Source organism: Thiomonas sp. 13-64-67 (genome assembly GCF_002282795.1).
Lineage (GTDB): Bacteria > Pseudomonadota > Gammaproteobacteria > Burkholderiales > Burkholderiaceae_C > Thiomonas > Thiomonas arsenitoxydans.
In genome coordinates, this window is record NZ_NCKP01000001.1 from 50,336 (window position 1) to 66,007 (window position 15,672).

A 15,672-nucleotide genomic window follows, 5' to 3' on the forward strand; every position below is an offset into this window, starting at 1 on the left:
ATTCTGGCGGCGAAAGCATCTGCAGGCAAAGTGTGCACATCCTCTTGACGTTTCGCACCTGGCGACTCGATATCCACCTTGAAAACTTCAACTAACGGCGTCCTGGTGTGGACAGTTTCTGCTCTGGTTCAGGCCTTCTCGGATGCCCTCAACGCCCGCTTCAACAGCCTGAGCGTGCGTGGCGAAATCTCGGGCCTGGTTCGGGCCGCGAGCGGCCACCAGTACTTCAACCTCAAGGACGGCACGGCGCAACTGCGCTGCGTCTGGTTCCGCCAGCGCGCAGGCTCTGCCGCCACCGCGCTGCGCGACGGCATGAGCGTGCGGCTGCGCGCCACCGTGGCGATTTACGAACCCCGCGGCGACCTGCAGCTCATTGTTGAGAGCGTGCAGCACGACGGCGAAGGCGCGCTGCTCGAAGCGTTTTTGCGCCTCAAGGCCAAACTGCAGATCGAGGGCCTGTTCGACCCCGAGCGCAAACGCCCGCTGCCGGCCCTGCCGCAAGCCGTGGGCGTGATCACCTCGCTACAGGCCGCAGCCCTGCGCGACGTGCTCACCACCCTGCGGCGGCGCAGCCCCCATGTGCGCGTCGTGGTCTATCCCGCCAGCGTGCAGGGGGCCGCGGCGCCCGGCGAGCTGCTCGCCGCCCTGCAGCGCGCACAGGCGCGGCGCGAAGTCGATCTCATTCTGCTGGTACGCGGCGGCGGCAGTCTCGACGATCTCTGGGCCTTCAACGACGAGGCGCTGACCCGGGCGATTGCCGCCAGCACCCTGCCGGTGATCAGCGGCGTGGGCCACGAAACCGACTTCACCCTGGCCGATTTCGTCGCCGATCTGCGTGCGCCCACCCCCACCGCCGCCGCCGAACTCGGCGTGCCCGCCCAGGCCGCGTTGCTCGACGCGCTCACCCATACCGCGCACCGCGCCAGCAGTGCACTCAGCCGCCATCTGCAGCGCGAACAGCAGCGCTGCGACCGCCTCGCCCTGCGCTGGCCGCAACCTGCCGCGCTGCTGGCCGCACCGCAGCGCCACCTCGCGCAGTTGCAGTGGCGACTGCGGCAGGCCTTGAACGACCAGCCGAGGCTGCATGCGCAACGGCTGCAACTCTTACAGCACCGCTTGGCCCATGCGCTGCGCCAGCGCGCGCCCCGGGAACGCGAGCGCCTGAACCGATGCGAGCGCAGCCTGCCAGAAGCGCTGTCGCGCCAGATTTCCAACAGCCAGCTCCGCCTTGACCGGGCCGCGCAGCACCTGCAACTCCTCAGCCCGCGCGCCACCCTCGCGCGCGGCTACCTGCTGGGCATGAACGCGAACGGCCAAGTGCTGCGCGACCTCACGCAACTCGCGCCACAGCAGCCCTTGCTGCTGGCCGACGCGCAACGCGCGGTGCGGATCGACATCGGCCACATCGACGCGCAGCCCCATCCTCTCGAAGCGGACATCCCACCCGTTTGAGCAAAGTCAAACGGCTGTTCCTAGAATGCCCTTGGTTTGATTTATGCAACCGCCACTCACTCAAGGAGAAGCCCATGCAACACGAACTCCCCCCCCTGCCCTTTGCCCCCGACGCGCTCGCCCCGCATATGTCGCGTGAAACGCTGGAATACCACCACGGCAAGCACCATCAGGCCTATGTCAATAACACCAACAACCTGATCAAGGGCACCGAGTTCGAGAACATGTCGCTGGAAGACATCATCAAAAAATCCAGCGGCGGCCTGTTCAACAACAGCGCCCAGGTGTGGAACCACACCTTCTTCTGGAACTGTCTGAAAGCGGGCGGCGGCGGTGAACCCAAGGGCGCGCTGGCTGCGGCCATCAACGCCAAATGGGGCAGCTACGCCGCGTTCAAGGAAGCCTTTCACAAATCCGCCGTCGGCAACTTCGGCTCGGGCTGGACCTGGCTGGTGAAAAAGGCCGACGGCAGCGTGGACATTGTCAACACCGCCAACGGTCAGACCCCGCTGACCACCGCCGACAAGGCCCTGCTGACCATCGACGTGTGGGAACATGCCTACTACATCGACTTCCGCAACCGTCGCCCCGACTTTGTCACCACCTTCCTCGACCACCTGGCCAACTGGGACTTCGCCGAAAAGAACTTCGGCTGATCGCGCCCAAATACGTGTCGCAGAAAAGCCCGCAGTGCGGGCTTTTCTTTTTGCCCGCTGCCGCGCGCCTCACACCAGCCGCAGATCGACTGGCCGTGCCCCCGGAAAAATGGTCTGAATTTGCGATGGCCTGAGCCCCCACTGCCGCTGGAACAGGCCGCCGAGCAAGTCGCGGTAGTCGGTCAGCACCGGGTCGTCGCGGTTCTGGTTGAGGGTAGAGGGCGATTGCACGATCTGCTCACCCGCGATGCGCCCGCCCCGCACTGCGCCGCCCAACACCCAGTACACCGTGCCGTGGCCGTGATCGGTGCCGCGATTGCCGTTTTCGCGGAAGGTGCGGCCAAACTCGCTGAGTACGACCACAGTGGTCTGCTGCCAGGCCGGGCCCAGCGCCTGCGCCATGCCGGCCAGCCCCTGGCCGAGCGCGGCGAGTTTGTCGGCAAGCTGGCCTTTGGCGCCGTTGTCGGTGGCTTCGTTGACATGCGTGTCCCAGCCGCCCACGTCGATGAAGCCGACGTTGAAGCTGTCGCGCATCAATCCGCCGATGCGCACGGCTTCCGCGACGAAGCCCTTGGGCGCGACCGCGCCGCGGCTGGCGGCCACCATCTCGGCCTGCCAGCCGGAGGCCTGCATATCGTCGGCGACGGTCTGGTGCACGGCGAAGCCTTCACGCACCGCCGCGCCCTGCGACGAGCCGTTCCACATGCTTTCGATCAGCGCGCGCTGGCGGTCGTCTATGCCGGTGTGCCCGGCTTGGGCGATGGCGAGATTGGGCACGCGCTGGGCGCCGCGCAGCGAAAGCGGCAGCTGCGCGGTAAAGGCCATGGGCTGGGCGCGCGCGCCGAGCTGCTGCACCAGACGATTGAGAAAGCCGTCGTTGAAATTGCGCGTCTGCGAGCCCTGGCCGAGTTCGATGTGATCTTGCGTTTCGAAGTGGCTGCGGGTCAGGTCGCGCGTGCCGGCAAAGGGCACGAAAGCCAGTTGCCCGGCCTGCCACAGCGGCAGCAGGGATTCGCGCAGCGCCGGATGCAGCGCCCAGTCGGCATTCAGCGCGATGGACGCGTCGGCGCCCTCGCCCGGCCGGGGAACGGCGATATGCGGGCGCGACTCGTAATAGAAGCCGTTGGCATGGGGCACGAGCAGATTGGTGGCGTCATACGCGCCGCGCAGGAACACCAGCACGAACTTGGGCTGCCCCTGTGCTGCGGGCGCGGCCCACAGGCGGGTCATCGGCGTGGCCAGCGCGGCGGCGGTGGCGGTTTGCAAGAAATGGCGGCGTTGCATGGCAATTTTCTCCTGAGCAATTCACCGGGCCGCACCAAGAATTTCTCGCCCCTGGGGGGAGAGCCGAGTGCGGCGAGGCTTCGGGGGGCATTCACGCGTTCATGAATTCGGGCGATGAGAGCCACAGCGTGTTCCAGCGCAGGCGGTTGTCGGCCTGCGCCAGCGCGCGCAAGGTGGGGATGCTGAGCTGGTTTTGCTGGGCGAGATAGACCGGGCTGCGCGCGAGATCGGGCGGGGGACGGAGGGGCGGCTTGGCCGCGGTTTGGGGAGCCGTCATCGCGGCCATTGCTTCGTCAGGTTCTGCGGTCACCAGCGGCGCGCTCTGCCGCAGGAAGGCAGGCGGCGGCTCGAACATCGCCGGCGCGCCACTGCCGATCTGCCGCGCCACTTCGAAGCGCGCGGTGAGCTGGCCCGAGCCGTCCCAGGCGCTGGCGTTCAGCGGGTAGCCGTCGGGCGTCTGGCGCCCGAACAGCGGCTCGCCCAGGCGGGCCAGCATGCCGAGCACCGGCTGCGGGTTGCGGATCGGTTCGTCGCCCAAGCTGGCGCGCAGCGCCGACAGCACATAGCGCATCGGGTCTTTGAACTGCGGCTGGCCCAGACTGGCGGCGAATGCCGCGCTGGTGAACATCGCGCGCAGCACTTCGGCGATCTGCCCGCCGCTGGTCTGCCAGCGCCGCACCATGACATCGACCAGAGCGGGCGGAGCGGGATCGGCGACGAAGTACTGCGCCAGTTGCGTGCTGACGTGCCGCGCGGTGGCGGGGTGGTCGGCCAGCAGGGTGATGACCTCGTCGATCTCTTCCAGGCCGTGGCCTTGCAGGGTGTAGCCCAGCACCGTCTTGGGGTCGGGGTCGTGCCGCGCGGGGTTGAACACCACCAACCCCTGCCGCCACACATCAGCGCGCAGGGCCGGGCGCACCCGCACGGGCTGATCCATCAGGTCGACGCCCAGGCCGGTGAGTGCGCGGGCGAGGTTGGTCACATCGGTCTGGGTGTAGCCGCTGCCCACGCCCAGGGTGTGCAACTCCATGACTTCGCGCGCATAGTTTTCGTTCACATGGCCGCGGGCGTTTTGCGCGTTGTTCAAGTAAAGGAGCATCTGCGGCGAAAACATCGTGGCGCGCAGCAAATCGCGAAAGCGCCCCAGCGCGTGCGGAGCGATGATGCGCTGGGTGTAATCGCCCATCATCGGGCCGATATTGCCCCCACGGAACACATTGAAATGATTCAGCCAGAACCAGCTCAGCCGCTGCTGCAGGGCATTGGGGGCGTACAGACCGAGCCACACCTGTTGCGCCGCGGCCTGTTGCGCCAGCGCATACTTGAAGCGGTTGAGCGCCTTCAGCCGGGCCTCGGTATCGGCAGCGGCCTGCGGGTCATTCTTGCGGGCCTGGAACAAAGCGCGTTGTTCACGCACGATGGGCGGAATGAGCGCTTGAAGCGGCTGATTCACCGGCAAGGCGGCAAGCCGCGCCGCCAGCTCGGATGGCAGCGCGGCACCGGGCTGAACGCGCAGTTGCAGGTCCAGATAGGCCGTGGCGCCCAGGCGGGACAACGCCTGCAGTTGCTCCGCGCTGGCGCCCCAGCTCACCCGGTCGAGAAAGGTCACCGGATCGGCCTGCGCAGCGGCGTCCAGCGCAGCAGGGCCAGCCTCGCTTGCGGTCTGCAAGGTTTGTGAAAGCGCAGCCGGCGACAAACCCCACAAGCCCAGCCCCGCAACGCCAACCCCCCCGATGAAACGGCGGCGCGAAAGCCGCCCGGCAGCGTGCAAACAATGTTCCATGATCAGCGCTCCGTTCAGCCGCACACGCCCCAATGGCCCGGATGCCAAGCGCCATAAGGGCCGCGCCAGCCGGGGTGCCAACAGCCGCCGCCTTCCGGCCGCACGATCACCGCCCCCGAAACCCGCGCCGGGGCAAGCGGCGCCACATAACACCCGCCGAGCAGCAGACTCCCTGCGACCGCCACTGAAACCAGTTGCAGGCGGCGCGAGCGTGCGACGCGCCCCAAGACTTTCATGGCGCGCGTCATGGTGTGATCTCCCGGCTGATGGCGTCTTCCTGACGGTTCAGCGCCCAATACTGGGAACGCACCAGCGCGCCGCCCTGGGCTCGCGCCAGCACGTCCTGCCGCCAGCGCACCTGCGCCACCTGATGTTGCAGCGTGGCGGCCCGCCAGGGCGTGAGGGCGCCGGTCCATCTTGCGTAGGCAATGCGCTGATCGAGATGATTGGCGCGTTGGAGCACTTCGGCACGCGCCGGATGGGCGGCCTGCCAGGGTGTTTCGGCCATGGCCAGCGGTGCAGTGAGCAAGGCGCTGGCAGCCAGCATACCGAGCGCCAACGGCTTCCAGTGCCCGGCGTTTTCTTGAGAATGATGCAGAAAAGAGTGCATGATGGACTTCCTTTGAAATTCGACAAGAACAATGGCGGCCGTGTCGAATCAACGAAAGTCCTGCCTGCCCGGTGACAACTGCACCGCACGCAGTTGTCACCGCTTGTATCGCGTCAGCGGCTTGGTGCGGGCAGCCCCAGCACGCGCGCCCCCGGCCGGATGCCGTGCTGCGCAAACCAGTGCAGCGGGGTTTCCAGCGCATAGCGCACATCGGTCTGGCCGCAGTGCACGTCTTCGGTCTGGGGCTGCATGTCGGCGAGGTTGACAATGCGGCCGTCCGTGGTGATGAAGGCGACCGACAGGGGAATGAGCGTGTTTTTCATCCACATGCACACCGGCTGAGACTCGGCGAACACGAACACCATGCCGCGATTCGCGGGCAGACTGCGGCGGTTCATCAGCCCGGTCTGCTGCTGCTCGGGGGTAGAGGCCACTTCGGCGGTGAGGGTATGGCCGCCGATCTTTAGCTGCACGAGCGGCAGGCCGGTATTGACCTCGGGCTGCGCGGCCCAGGCCGCGCTGGAACTCGCCAGTACAAAAGCCAAGGCGATGCGGTGAATGAAACGAGACTTGTGCATGGTTCGGTCCTTGTTCGGTGGCGTTCGTCAATCGCGCTGCAGCAGGCACACCGCGCTGGCGGCGATGCCTTCGCCCCGGCCGACAAAGCCCAGACGCTCGGTGGTCTTGCCTTTGACGTTGACCTGCGCCGCGTCCAGTTCCAGCAGCGCGGCGATGCGCTGGCGGATGGCGTCGCGGTAGGGCGCGAGCTTGGGCGCCTGCGCGATCACGGTGCAGTCCACATTGCTGATCGCCCAGCCTTGTGCCAGCACGCTCTGGCGCGCCTGCCGCAGCAGTTCGCCCGAATCTGCGCCCTGGTAGCGCGCGTCGGTATCGGGGAAATGCTGGCCGATGTCGCCCAGCCCGGCCGCGCCCAGCAAGGCATCGGTGATGGCGTGCAGCAACACGTCGGCATCGGAATGGCCGAGCAGGCCGAGGGGATGGGGGATGGTCACGCCGCCGATGATGAGTTTGCGGCCGGGAACGAGAGCGTGGACGTCATAGCCCTCGCCGATGCGGATTTGCGTCATGTCGATACTCCTGCGCGCGCGGCGAGCAAGGCCTGCGCGAGTTCGAGGTCGGGGGAATAGGTGATCTTGAAATTCCACGACGCGCCAGGCACGAGCAGCGGTCGCGCGCCCTGGCGCTCCATCGCACCGGATTCGTCCGTAGGTGGCGCGTTGACAATGATCGCCGCCCGCAGCGCCTCGCGCAGCGCGCCGATGCGAAACATCTGCGGCGTCTGTGCCAGCCAACGGCCCTCGCGCGGCTCGGTGCAGGCCACGCGGCCTGCGGAATCGGCGGCCTTGAGGGTATCGGGCAGGGGCAGCGCCAGCAGGCCGCCGACGTCATCCTCCAGGCAGGCATCGATCAGGCGGTCGATCAGCTCGGGGGTGATGCAGCAGCGCGCGGCGTCGTGCACCAGCGCCCAGTCGCTCACGTCGGCGCCGGAAGCGAGCAAGGCCTCCAGCCCGCCGAGCACGCTGTGCGCCCGAGTCGCGCCGCCGCGTGGCAACAGATGCAGCCGGGGATCGGGCTGCAGGGCGTCGGCCGCCCAAACGTCGCCCTCCTGCACCACCACCGATACCGAGGCGATGCGCGGCGTCTGCAGAATAGCCCGCACCGTGTGCTGCACCACCGACTCGCCCAGCAGACGCCGGTATTGCTTGGGCGCATCGCCAGGCAGGCGCGAACCGCTGCCGGCGCTCGGAATCACGGCATGGCAACGGGAGGGTCGGGCGGGGGAGGCGGGCGGTATTTGCATCAAGACACACGGGCGCCCACGACTTTGGGCGAAAATTTGAACAATGTCTATTGTCCATGCCCTGCGCGCCCAAGTGCCCGCGCTCAAGCCCGGCCAGCGTGTGAGCTGGCCGCTTCCCGCCGGAAGTGCCGATGCCCTGCTGCTGGCCGAGTTGTGCGCGCCGCGCGATGAAGCCGCGCCTTGGCTCGTCGTCACCGCAGGCGCAGCCGATGCCCAGCGCCTGCTCGGCGAGTTGCAGTGGTTCGCCCCGCAGTTGCGCGTCGGCTTGCTGCCCGACTGGGAAACCCTGCCTTACGACAGCTTTTCGCCGCACCAGGATTTGATCTCCGAGCGGCTGGCCACCCTCTGGGCCATCCACAACCAGCAGATCGACGTGGTCATCGCCCCGGCCAATACCGCCATCCAGCGGCTGGCCCCGCCCGAGTTCCTCGCGGCCTACACCTTCGATTTCCGCCAGGGCGAGGCGCTCAACGAAGCCGCGCTGCGCGCCCAGCTGGTTCTGGCCGGGTACAACCACGTCAGCCAGGTGATGGCCCCGGGCGAATACGCGGTGCGCGGCGGTCTCATCGACCTGCATCCCATGGGCTCGCCCGTGCCCTACCGCGTGGACCTGTTCGGCGACACCATCGACGCCATCCAGGCCTTCGACCCCGACACCCAGCGCAGCCTCTACCCGGTCAAGGAGGTGCGGCTGCTGCCGGGCCGCGAATTTCCGCTCGACGATGCGGCGCAGAAGCGCTTTCGCGCCCGCTGGCGCGAGGTGTTCGAGGGCGACCCCAGCCGCAGCCCGCTCTACAAAGACATGGGAAGCGGCGTAGCCGGGCCCGGCATCGAGTACTACCTGCCGCTGTTCTTCGAGCACACCGCCACTCTGCCCGACTATCTGGGCGAACGTACCCGCGTGGTGCTGCATGGGGACATTTCCACCGCCATCCAGAAGTTCTGGGCCGATACCCAGGAGCGCCACCGTCTGTTGCGGCACGATCCGGAGCGCCCAGCCCTCGCTCCCGACCAGCTCTTCCTCAGTGAAGAAGCGTTTTTCAGCCGCATCAAGCCCCTCGCCCAGCTTGCGCTGCGGCCCAAGGCCGATGCGCCGCAGACCGACAAACCCTCCAGCGCCGAGCTGCCCGACATCAGCGCCGACCGCCGCGCCACCCGCCCGCTCGCGCGCCTGGCGCAATGGCTGGAAGAGGGCCGCCCGCAACACCGGCGCGCGCTGCTGCTGGCCGAATCCGCCGGACGTCGTGAAACCCTGCGCGAACTGCTGCAGGAGTCCGGCTTGTCGGCCCAGCCTGCGGAAAGCTGGGACGAATTCGTACAGGGCACCACCGGCTTCGCCCTGGCCGTCGGACCGCTGGCGCGGGGCTTCGCGCTGCCCGCCGACCGCTTGGCCGTGCTCACCGAGACCGAGCTGTTCGCCCTCAACCCGGCCCAGCGCAGGCGCCGCAAACAAGAGCAGGCCAGCAATGTCGATGCCCTGATCCACGACCTGGCCGAGCTGCAGCCCGGCGACCCGGTGGTGCATGCCAACCACGGCATCGGCCGCTATCAGGGCCTGGCCGAGCTCGATCTGGGCGACGGCCCGGCCGAATTCCTGCATCTGGTCTATGCGAACGATGCGGTGCTGTACGTGCCTGTGTCGCAACTGCATCTCATCGGCCGCTACAGCGGCGCGGCGCAGGAAGACGCGCCGCTGCACACCCTCGGCTCAGGCCAGTGGGACAAGGCCCGGCGCAAAGCCGCCGAACAGGTACGCGACGCCGCCGCCGAGCTGCTCAACATCTACGCCCGCCGCGCCGCGCATCAGGGCCATGCCTTCCGCTACTCGCCGCAGGACTATGAAGCCTTCGCCGCGAGTTTCGGTTTCGAGGAGACGCCCGATCAGGCCGCGGCCATCCATGCGGTGGTGCAGGACATGATCTCCCCCAAGCCGATGGATCGCCTGGTCTGCGGCGACGTCGGCTTCGGCAAGACCGAAGTCGCGCTGCGCGCCGCGTTCGTGGCGGTGATGGGCGGCAAGCAGGTGGCCGTGCTCGCCCCCACCACCCTGCTCGCCGAGCAGCACTGCGAGACCTTCCGCAACCGCTTCGCCGACTGGCCGGTGCGCATTGCCGAGATGTCGCGCTTTCGCAGCACCAAGGAGATCAGCGCCGCGCTCGACGGCCTGGCGCGCGGCACGGTGGACATCGTCATCGGCACCCATAAGCTGCTGTCGCCCACGGTCAAGTTCGACCGGCTCGGCTTGGTCATCGTCGATGAGGAGCACCGCTTCGGCGTGCGCCACAAAGAGGCGCTTAAGGCGTTGCGCGCCTCGGTCGATTTGCTCACCCTCACCGCCACACCCATTCCCCGCACCCTGGGCATGGCGCTCGAAGGGCTGCGCGATCTGAGCGTTATCGCCACCGCGCCGCAGAAGCGGCTGGCGATCAAGACCTTCGTGCGCAGCGAAAGCGGCGCGGTGATGCGCGAGGCCATCCTGCGCGAAATCAAGCGCGGCGGTCAGGTGTACTTCCTGCACAACGAAGTCGAGACCATCGAAAACCGCCGTCGTCAGCTCGAAGAACTGGTGCCCGAAGCGCGCATCGAAATCGCCCACGGCCAGATGCACGAGCGGGATCTGGAGCGGGTGATGCGCGACTTCCACGCCCAGCGCTTCAATATTCTGCTGTGCACCACCATTATCGAAACCGGCATCGACGTGCCCAGCGCCAACACCATCGTCATGGCGCGGGCCGACAAGTTCGGCCTGGCGCAGCTGCACCAGTTGCGCGGCCGCGTCGGGCGTTCGCATCACCAGGCCTACGCCTATCTACTGGTGCCCGATGTGCAGAGCCTGACCAAGCAGGCCGGACAGCGGCTCGAAGCCATTCAACAGATGGAAGAACTGGGCTCGGGCTTCTATCTGGCCATGCACGACCTGGAGATTCGCGGCGCCGGCGAAGTGCTTGGCGAGCAGCAATCGGGCAATATGCAGGAGATCGGCTTCCAGCTCTACAACGACATGCTGAGCGAGGCCGTGAAGGCGCTGCGCGCAGGCCGCGAGCCCGACCTGCTCAACCCGCTGGGCGTGACCACCGAGATCAATCTGCATGTGCCCGCCCTGCTGCCCAACGACTATTGCGGCGACGTGCATGCCCGGCTTTCGCTCTACAAGCGTCTGGCCAGCGCCACTACCAGCGCCCAACTCGACAGCGTGGCCGAGGAAATCGTCGATCGCTTCGGCCGCCTGCCGCCGCCCGCGCAGGCGCTGGTGGACACGCACCGTCTGCGGCTAATCGCGCAGGGCTACGGCATCACCAAGATCGATGCGGCCGAAGAAGTGGCCATCCTGCACTTCCGCAAGGACGCCCCGGTAGACGCCGCCCGCATCATCGACCTCATCCAGAAGAACCGCCACATCAAGCTCACCGGCAACGACCGACTGCGCATCGAACGCCCGACCAAAGACGCCATGCAGCGCGCCCAGCTCATCCGCGACACCCTCAAGCAACTCGGCGCGCCGCGGACCGAGGTGGCGATTGCCTGAGGCGCTGGCGTAAAGTCCGACGCAAACCTCCCAACAGCCCTATCGCATCCGCACACGCACACACCATGTACCACCTCGTCATTCAGCGCCACACCGCCCCGATCTCGCAAGAAAACCACGATCATCTCTGCCACATCGCCGCACCGATCAGTCTGGAAAAATTTGCCGACGACCACGGCCCCAACCGCGGCCATAACGGCGCGCGCCTGCGCGACATCCGCAGCGCCGGGCCCGGCATGCGCCGCGCACTCGATGCCTATTGCCGCGAGCACCATATCGACTGGGCCATTGTGCCCGCCGGGTTGCATCTGGGTGATTTCAAGCTGCTGGCGATGGACATGGACTCCACGCTGATCAACATCGAGACCGTCGATGAAATCGGCGCCGCCGTCGGCAAGAAAGACGAGATCGCCGCCATCACCGCGGCCGCCATGCGCGGCGAGATCGCCGACTACGCCACCAGCCTGCGCCAGCGCGTGGCCCTGCTCTCCGGGGTGCCGCTTGCCTCACTCGACAAGCTCTACACCGACACCCTGCTCCTGAACCCCGGCGCCGAAACCCTGCTGGCCGCCGCCAAGGCCGCCGGACTGAAAACCCAGCTCGTCACCGGCGGCTTCACCCACTTCACCGACCGGCTCAAACAGCGCCTAGGCTTCGACCGCGTTGCCGCCAATGTGCTGGGCGTGAAGGGCGAGGCGCTCGACGGCACACTCATCGGCGACATCATCGACGGCGAAGCCAAGAAAAAGGCCGTGCTCGCCTTCTGCGACGATCTGGGCTGCGATCCCGGCGAAGTGCTGGTGATCGGCGACGGCGCTAACGACCTGCCCATGATGAACGCGGTGGGCTTCAGCGTGGCTTACCACGCCAAACCCAAGGTGCGCGAAGCCGCCACCGCCGCCATCGACCATGGCGGCCTCGACAGTCTGCTGCACTGGTTCGAATAAACGGGCCTCAAAGCAGCATTACGGCAGCATCACGGCAGGCTGACTGCCGGATACTGCGATCCCGCCATCGCCCCCACGGCCGCGCCCAGCGCCGCCGCCGCCGTCTTGCCATTGCCGTGGCCGAAGCGTGATCCCACCAGCCCACCGACCACCCCGCCGATCACCGTACCCGGCGTGATCTGCGTGGCATAGGGATTGGCCGCATTGGCCCCCACCACAGCGCCCAGCGCCGCGCCCGTGGCGGCCATGGCCGTGCGGCCGTTGCCCGCGCCGAAGCGCGAACCGATCAGCCCGCCAGCCACCGCCCCCAGCGCCGCGCCCGGCAAAGCCGATTGCGCCACCGGCGCGGGTGCGTAGCCCGGCTGCGCCGCGTAGGCAGGCTGCTGCACATAGGCCGGTTGCTGCGCATACTCGGGCGGCGCCGACGCATAAGCCCCGGCATACCCCGGCTGGGCATACGGTGCGTAGCCCGGCTGCTGATAAACAGGTTGCTGATCGCTCGGCTGCTGCGCAGGCGCATACGCCGTGGAATAGGACGGCGGCACGACAGCGCAACCACCCAGTAATGACAACAACACTGCGCCGCTCATCAACAGACTTGGCCGAAACATGATGGGTTCCCCGTAAAGTTAGGTTATGGAGCCTCAACGGATTTTGGGCGCTGTTGGGTGACAACGTTCAGAACATTTGTTGCATCGCCTGCCGCAAGTCGTCGATCAGGTCTTGCGGGTCTTCGAGGCCGATGGCCAGGCGCACCAGGCCGCCTTGGTGCGGCCAGCGTCCCGCCGGACGCATGGCCTGCACGTCGTAGGGCACGGCCAGGCTCACCGGGCCGCCCCAGGAGTAGCCGATCTTGAAGAGCTGCAAGGCGTCGACGAAGGCATCGACCTGAGCGGAGGTGTAGCGCGCATCGAACACCACGCTGAACAGCCCGGCTGCGGCGGTGCAGTCGCGCTGCCAGTGCGCGTGGCCGGGGCTGCCGGGCAGCGCCGGGTGGAGCACCTGCGCCACCTGGGGCTGGTCTTGCATCCACAACGCGATGCGCCGCGCGCTGGCGTCGTGCGCGGCATAGCGCAGCGGCAGGGTATGCAGACCGCGCAGCACGCGGGCGACGTCGTCCGCGCCCACGCCCAGGCCGAGCCGCATGTGGGTGAGCAGCAGGCGTTCGTGCAGGGCATCGTCGCGGGTGGTCACGCTGCCCATGAGCAGGTCGGCGCCCCCGCTTTGGTATTTGGTAAGGGCCTGCATCACCACATCCACGCCGAGATCGAAGGGCTGCAGCGCGATGCCGGCAGCCCAAGTGGCGTCGATGGCGGTGAGGATGCCGTGCTGCCGTGCCACGGCAATGAGTCCGCGCAGATCGGGCATTTCCATCGTGACCGAACCGGGCGCTTCCAGCCAGAGGAGCTTGGTTTGCGGCGTGATCAGCTTGGCGAGTTCTTCAGGGGTGCAAGTGGCTTCGTAGATTTGGTGCTGAATGCCCCAGGCCCCGAGAAAGCGCTCGGCCAGTTCGCGGCTCGGGCCGTACACATTGCCCGGCAACAGCACCGTGTCGCCTTGCTTCAACAAAGCGAGATCGACCAAGGCGATGGCCGAAAGACCCGAGGGGCAGAGCACGCAGTGGCGCCCGCCATCGAGCGCGGCCAGACGCTCTTCCAGGATGAACGTTGTGGGGGTGCCGTGCAGCCCGTAGGTATAGCCGGCCTTGCTGCGCCAGTCGCGCGCGCGCATCGTCGCCACATCCGGGAAGATCACGGTGGAGGCATGGTGCACGCCGGGCTCCACCGCACCAAAACCGGCTGGAGGTTGATACGGGTGATGTTGCAAACGGGTGGACAAATGTTGCATTTCGGAGGGCGACTGGGGTTTTTGGTCTAATTGGGGCTCTTGTTGACTCGACATGGAATGGGCTCCGCGATGTTTGGATCTTGTTTTGCGGGTTTGCGTAGGCGATAAGCCCGCGGCGCAAACCAACGTGAAGCATAGGCCGAATGCCAGCCCGCTCCGACACCCACTCCTTGGATCCTGACCCTGCGTCTTTGTTACCCGGCCCTTTGTTCCCTAAGCTCTGTGCCGGGTTTGCAACCACCGCCCAGCGCTCTGCGCAGCCCTTGCGCACCCGCCGCCCCGCCTGCCCGATCTTGCCCGGTGCCTCTTTGCATCTTCGCTGGGCCGCAGCACAGGCGACTGCTTTTTTCCGTGTTTCGTCCGCTCTGGAGCGCCCGTCATGGAAGTGCTGATTCTGTTCGGTCTGATTCTGCTCAATGGTCTGTTCGCCATGTCGGAGATCGCGCTGGTCACGGCGCGCCGTGCTCGCCTGACCGCGCTGGCGGAGGCCGGCAATGAAAACGCCCGCACCGCGCTGCATCTGTCCGAGCAGCCCACGCGCTTGCTGTCCACGGTGCAGATCGGCATCACCTCCATCAGTGTGCTCAACGGTATTTTGGGCGAGGCGGCGTTTTCCGAGCCGGTGGCCAACTGGCTGATCTCGCTGGGTCTGCTGCCCAAGTTTGCCGGGGTGTCGGCCACGGCCATCGTGGTGCTGATCATCACCTTCGCCTCCATCGTCATTGGCGAGCTGGTGCCCAAGCGGCTGGGGCAACTCGCGCCCGAGCGCATCGCCATGGTGATGGCGCGGCCCATGACCTGGATCGCCCGCGGCGCGGCGCCCTTCGTCAAGCTGCTGTCCATTTCCACCGACCTGCTGCTGACCTTGCTACGCGTGCGCCACAACACCATGCCGCAGATGACCGAGGCCGAGATCAACGAGGTGCTCGAAGAAGGCTCGGACGCCGGGGTGATCGAGGAGCAGGAGCACGAGATGGTGCGCAATGTGTTCCGCCTTGACGACCGGCAGATCGCCTCGCTGATGACGCCGCGCAACGAGATCGAATATCTCGACGTCGATCAGCCGCTGAGCGAAAACCTGAACAAAATCGCGCAGTCGACTCATTCGCGCTTTCCGCTGGTCAAACGCGGGCTGGAGGAAGTGGTCGGCATCGTCTCGACCAAGGATTTGCTGGGCCGTTTCATCCGCCGCGAGGGTATCGACGATCTGAGCAAGGCCGCCGTACCCGCGACCTTCGTGCCCGAAAGCCTGACCGGGCTGGAGCTGCTGCAGACCTTCCGCCAGAGTCCCGAACACACCGCCGTGGTGATCGACGAATACGGCCAGACCATGGGCATCGTGACCGTGCAGGACTTGATGGAGGCCATTGCAGGCGAGTTCAAGTCGCATCCGTCCGAAGAACCTTGGGCGATACAGCGCGAAGACGGCTCTTGGCTGATGGACGGCCTCATCACCGTGGAAGACCTCAAGACCCGCCTGGGCCTGGCCCGTCTGCCCGACGAGGAAAAGCAGCGCTACAACACCCTATCGGGCATGCTCATGCTACTGCTCGCACGCCTGCCAGCCACTGGCGACATCGTGCACTGGGGCGACTGGACTTTCGAGATCGTCGATATGGACGGCAAGCGCATCGACAAGGTGCTGGTGCAGCGCCGCCCCACCGAAGCCGCAGACGAATTCTCCGATCCCGGCGAAGGACGCGACTCGCGGCTTTGAAAATAGGTGCGGCTCCCGCCGTCGTGG

Annotated in this window: 14 protein-coding genes; 5 read left to right on the forward strand and 9 right to left on the reverse strand. The window is 66.8% G+C overall.

What is annotated here, in order from left to right:
• Positions 1 to 78: 78 nt before the first annotated feature.
• Both xseA and B7X30_RS00260 read left to right on the forward strand, forming a co-directional pair.
• The gene (xseA, locus tag B7X30_RS00255; protein ID WP_286728497.1) at positions 79 to 1,452 is read left to right on the forward strand and encodes an exodeoxyribonuclease VII large subunit; all 1,374 of its coding nucleotides are present in this window, start codon (positions 79 to 81) and stop codon (positions 1,450 to 1,452) included.
• Positions 1,453 to 1,526: 74 nt separating this feature from the next.
• Entirely contained in the window at positions 1,527 to 2,108 is a 582-nt protein-coding gene (locus tag B7X30_RS00260) for a superoxide dismutase (RefSeq protein WP_156055143.1), read from the forward strand.
• Positions 2,109 to 2,177: 69 nt separating this feature from the next.
• On the opposite strand, the gene B7X30_RS00265 is transcribed toward B7X30_RS00260, so the two are convergent.
• The 7 genes from B7X30_RS00265 to ispD form a co-directional block, all read right to left on the reverse strand.
• Positions 2,178 to 3,392 carry a DUF1501 domain-containing protein gene (locus tag B7X30_RS00265; protein WP_286728498.1) on the reverse strand — a complete coding sequence of 405 codons (1,215 nt, stop codon included), beginning with the start codon at positions 3,390 to 3,392 and terminating at the stop codon, positions 2,178 to 2,180.
• A 91-nt stretch (positions 3,393 to 3,483) separates the two neighbouring features.
• Entirely contained in the window at positions 3,484 to 5,175 is a 1,692-nt protein-coding gene (locus B7X30_RS00270) for a DUF1800 domain-containing protein (protein ID WP_286728499.1), read from the reverse strand.
• Between the two features lie 14 nt (positions 5,176 to 5,189).
• Entirely contained in the window at positions 5,190 to 5,423 is a 234-nt protein-coding gene (locus B7X30_RS00275) for a hypothetical protein (protein WP_141130569.1), read from the reverse strand.
• Entirely contained in the window at positions 5,420 to 5,785 is a 366-nt protein-coding gene (locus B7X30_RS00280) for a hypothetical protein (RefSeq protein ID WP_286728501.1), read from the reverse strand. Before B7X30_RS00280 ends, B7X30_RS00275 begins: the two co-directional genes overlap by 4 nt.
• Before the next feature lie 113 nt (positions 5,786 to 5,898).
• On the reverse strand, positions 5,899 to 6,363 hold the full coding sequence (locus B7X30_RS00285; RefSeq protein ID WP_286728502.1) for a DUF192 domain-containing protein: 465 nt from the start codon (positions 6,361 to 6,363) through the stop codon (positions 5,899 to 5,901).
• Between the two features lie 27 nt (positions 6,364 to 6,390).
• A complete protein-coding gene (gene ispF / locus B7X30_RS00290; RefSeq protein ID WP_013123306.1) occupies positions 6,391 to 6,873 on the reverse strand; it encodes a 2-C-methyl-D-erythritol 2,4-cyclodiphosphate synthase in 483 nt (160 codons plus the stop codon).
• Positions 6,870 to 7,559: a 2-C-methyl-D-erythritol 4-phosphate cytidylyltransferase gene (gene ispD, locus B7X30_RS00295; protein WP_286728503.1), complete on the reverse strand. Its 690-nt coding sequence runs from the start codon at positions 7,557 to 7,559 to the stop codon at positions 6,870 to 6,872. Before ispD ends, ispF begins: the two co-directional genes overlap by 4 nt.
• Before the next feature lie 91 nt (positions 7,560 to 7,650).
• On the opposite strand from ispD, the gene mfd reads away from it, so the two are divergent.
• Both mfd and serB read left to right on the forward strand, forming a co-directional pair.
• The gene (mfd, locus tag B7X30_RS00300) at positions 7,651 to 11,133 is read left to right on the forward strand and encodes a transcription-repair coupling factor (protein ID WP_286728504.1); all 3,483 of its coding nucleotides are present in this window, start codon (positions 7,651 to 7,653) and stop codon (positions 11,131 to 11,133) included.
• 65 nt (positions 11,134 to 11,198) lie between these two features.
• A complete protein-coding gene (serB, locus tag B7X30_RS00305; RefSeq protein WP_286728505.1) occupies positions 11,199 to 12,080 on the forward strand; it encodes a phosphoserine phosphatase SerB in 882 nt (293 codons plus the stop codon).
• A 29-nt stretch (positions 12,081 to 12,109) separates the two neighbouring features.
• On the opposite strand, the gene B7X30_RS00310 is transcribed toward serB, so the two are convergent.
• Entirely contained in the window at positions 12,110 to 12,691 is a 582-nt protein-coding gene (locus tag B7X30_RS00310; protein ID WP_286728506.1) for a glycine zipper 2TM domain-containing protein, read from the reverse strand.
• Between the two features lie 67 nt (positions 12,692 to 12,758).
• Entirely contained in the window at positions 12,759 to 13,928 is a 1,170-nt protein-coding gene (locus B7X30_RS00315) for a cystathionine beta-lyase (protein ID WP_286728507.1), read from the reverse strand.
• Positions 13,929 to 14,307: 379 nt separating this feature from the next.
• Between B7X30_RS00315 and B7X30_RS00320 the strand changes: the two genes are divergently transcribed.
• Entirely contained in the window at positions 14,308 to 15,645 is a 1,338-nt protein-coding gene (locus tag B7X30_RS00320; RefSeq protein ID WP_286728508.1) for a hemolysin family protein, read from the forward strand.
• Positions 15,646 to 15,672: the final 27 nt, after the last annotated feature.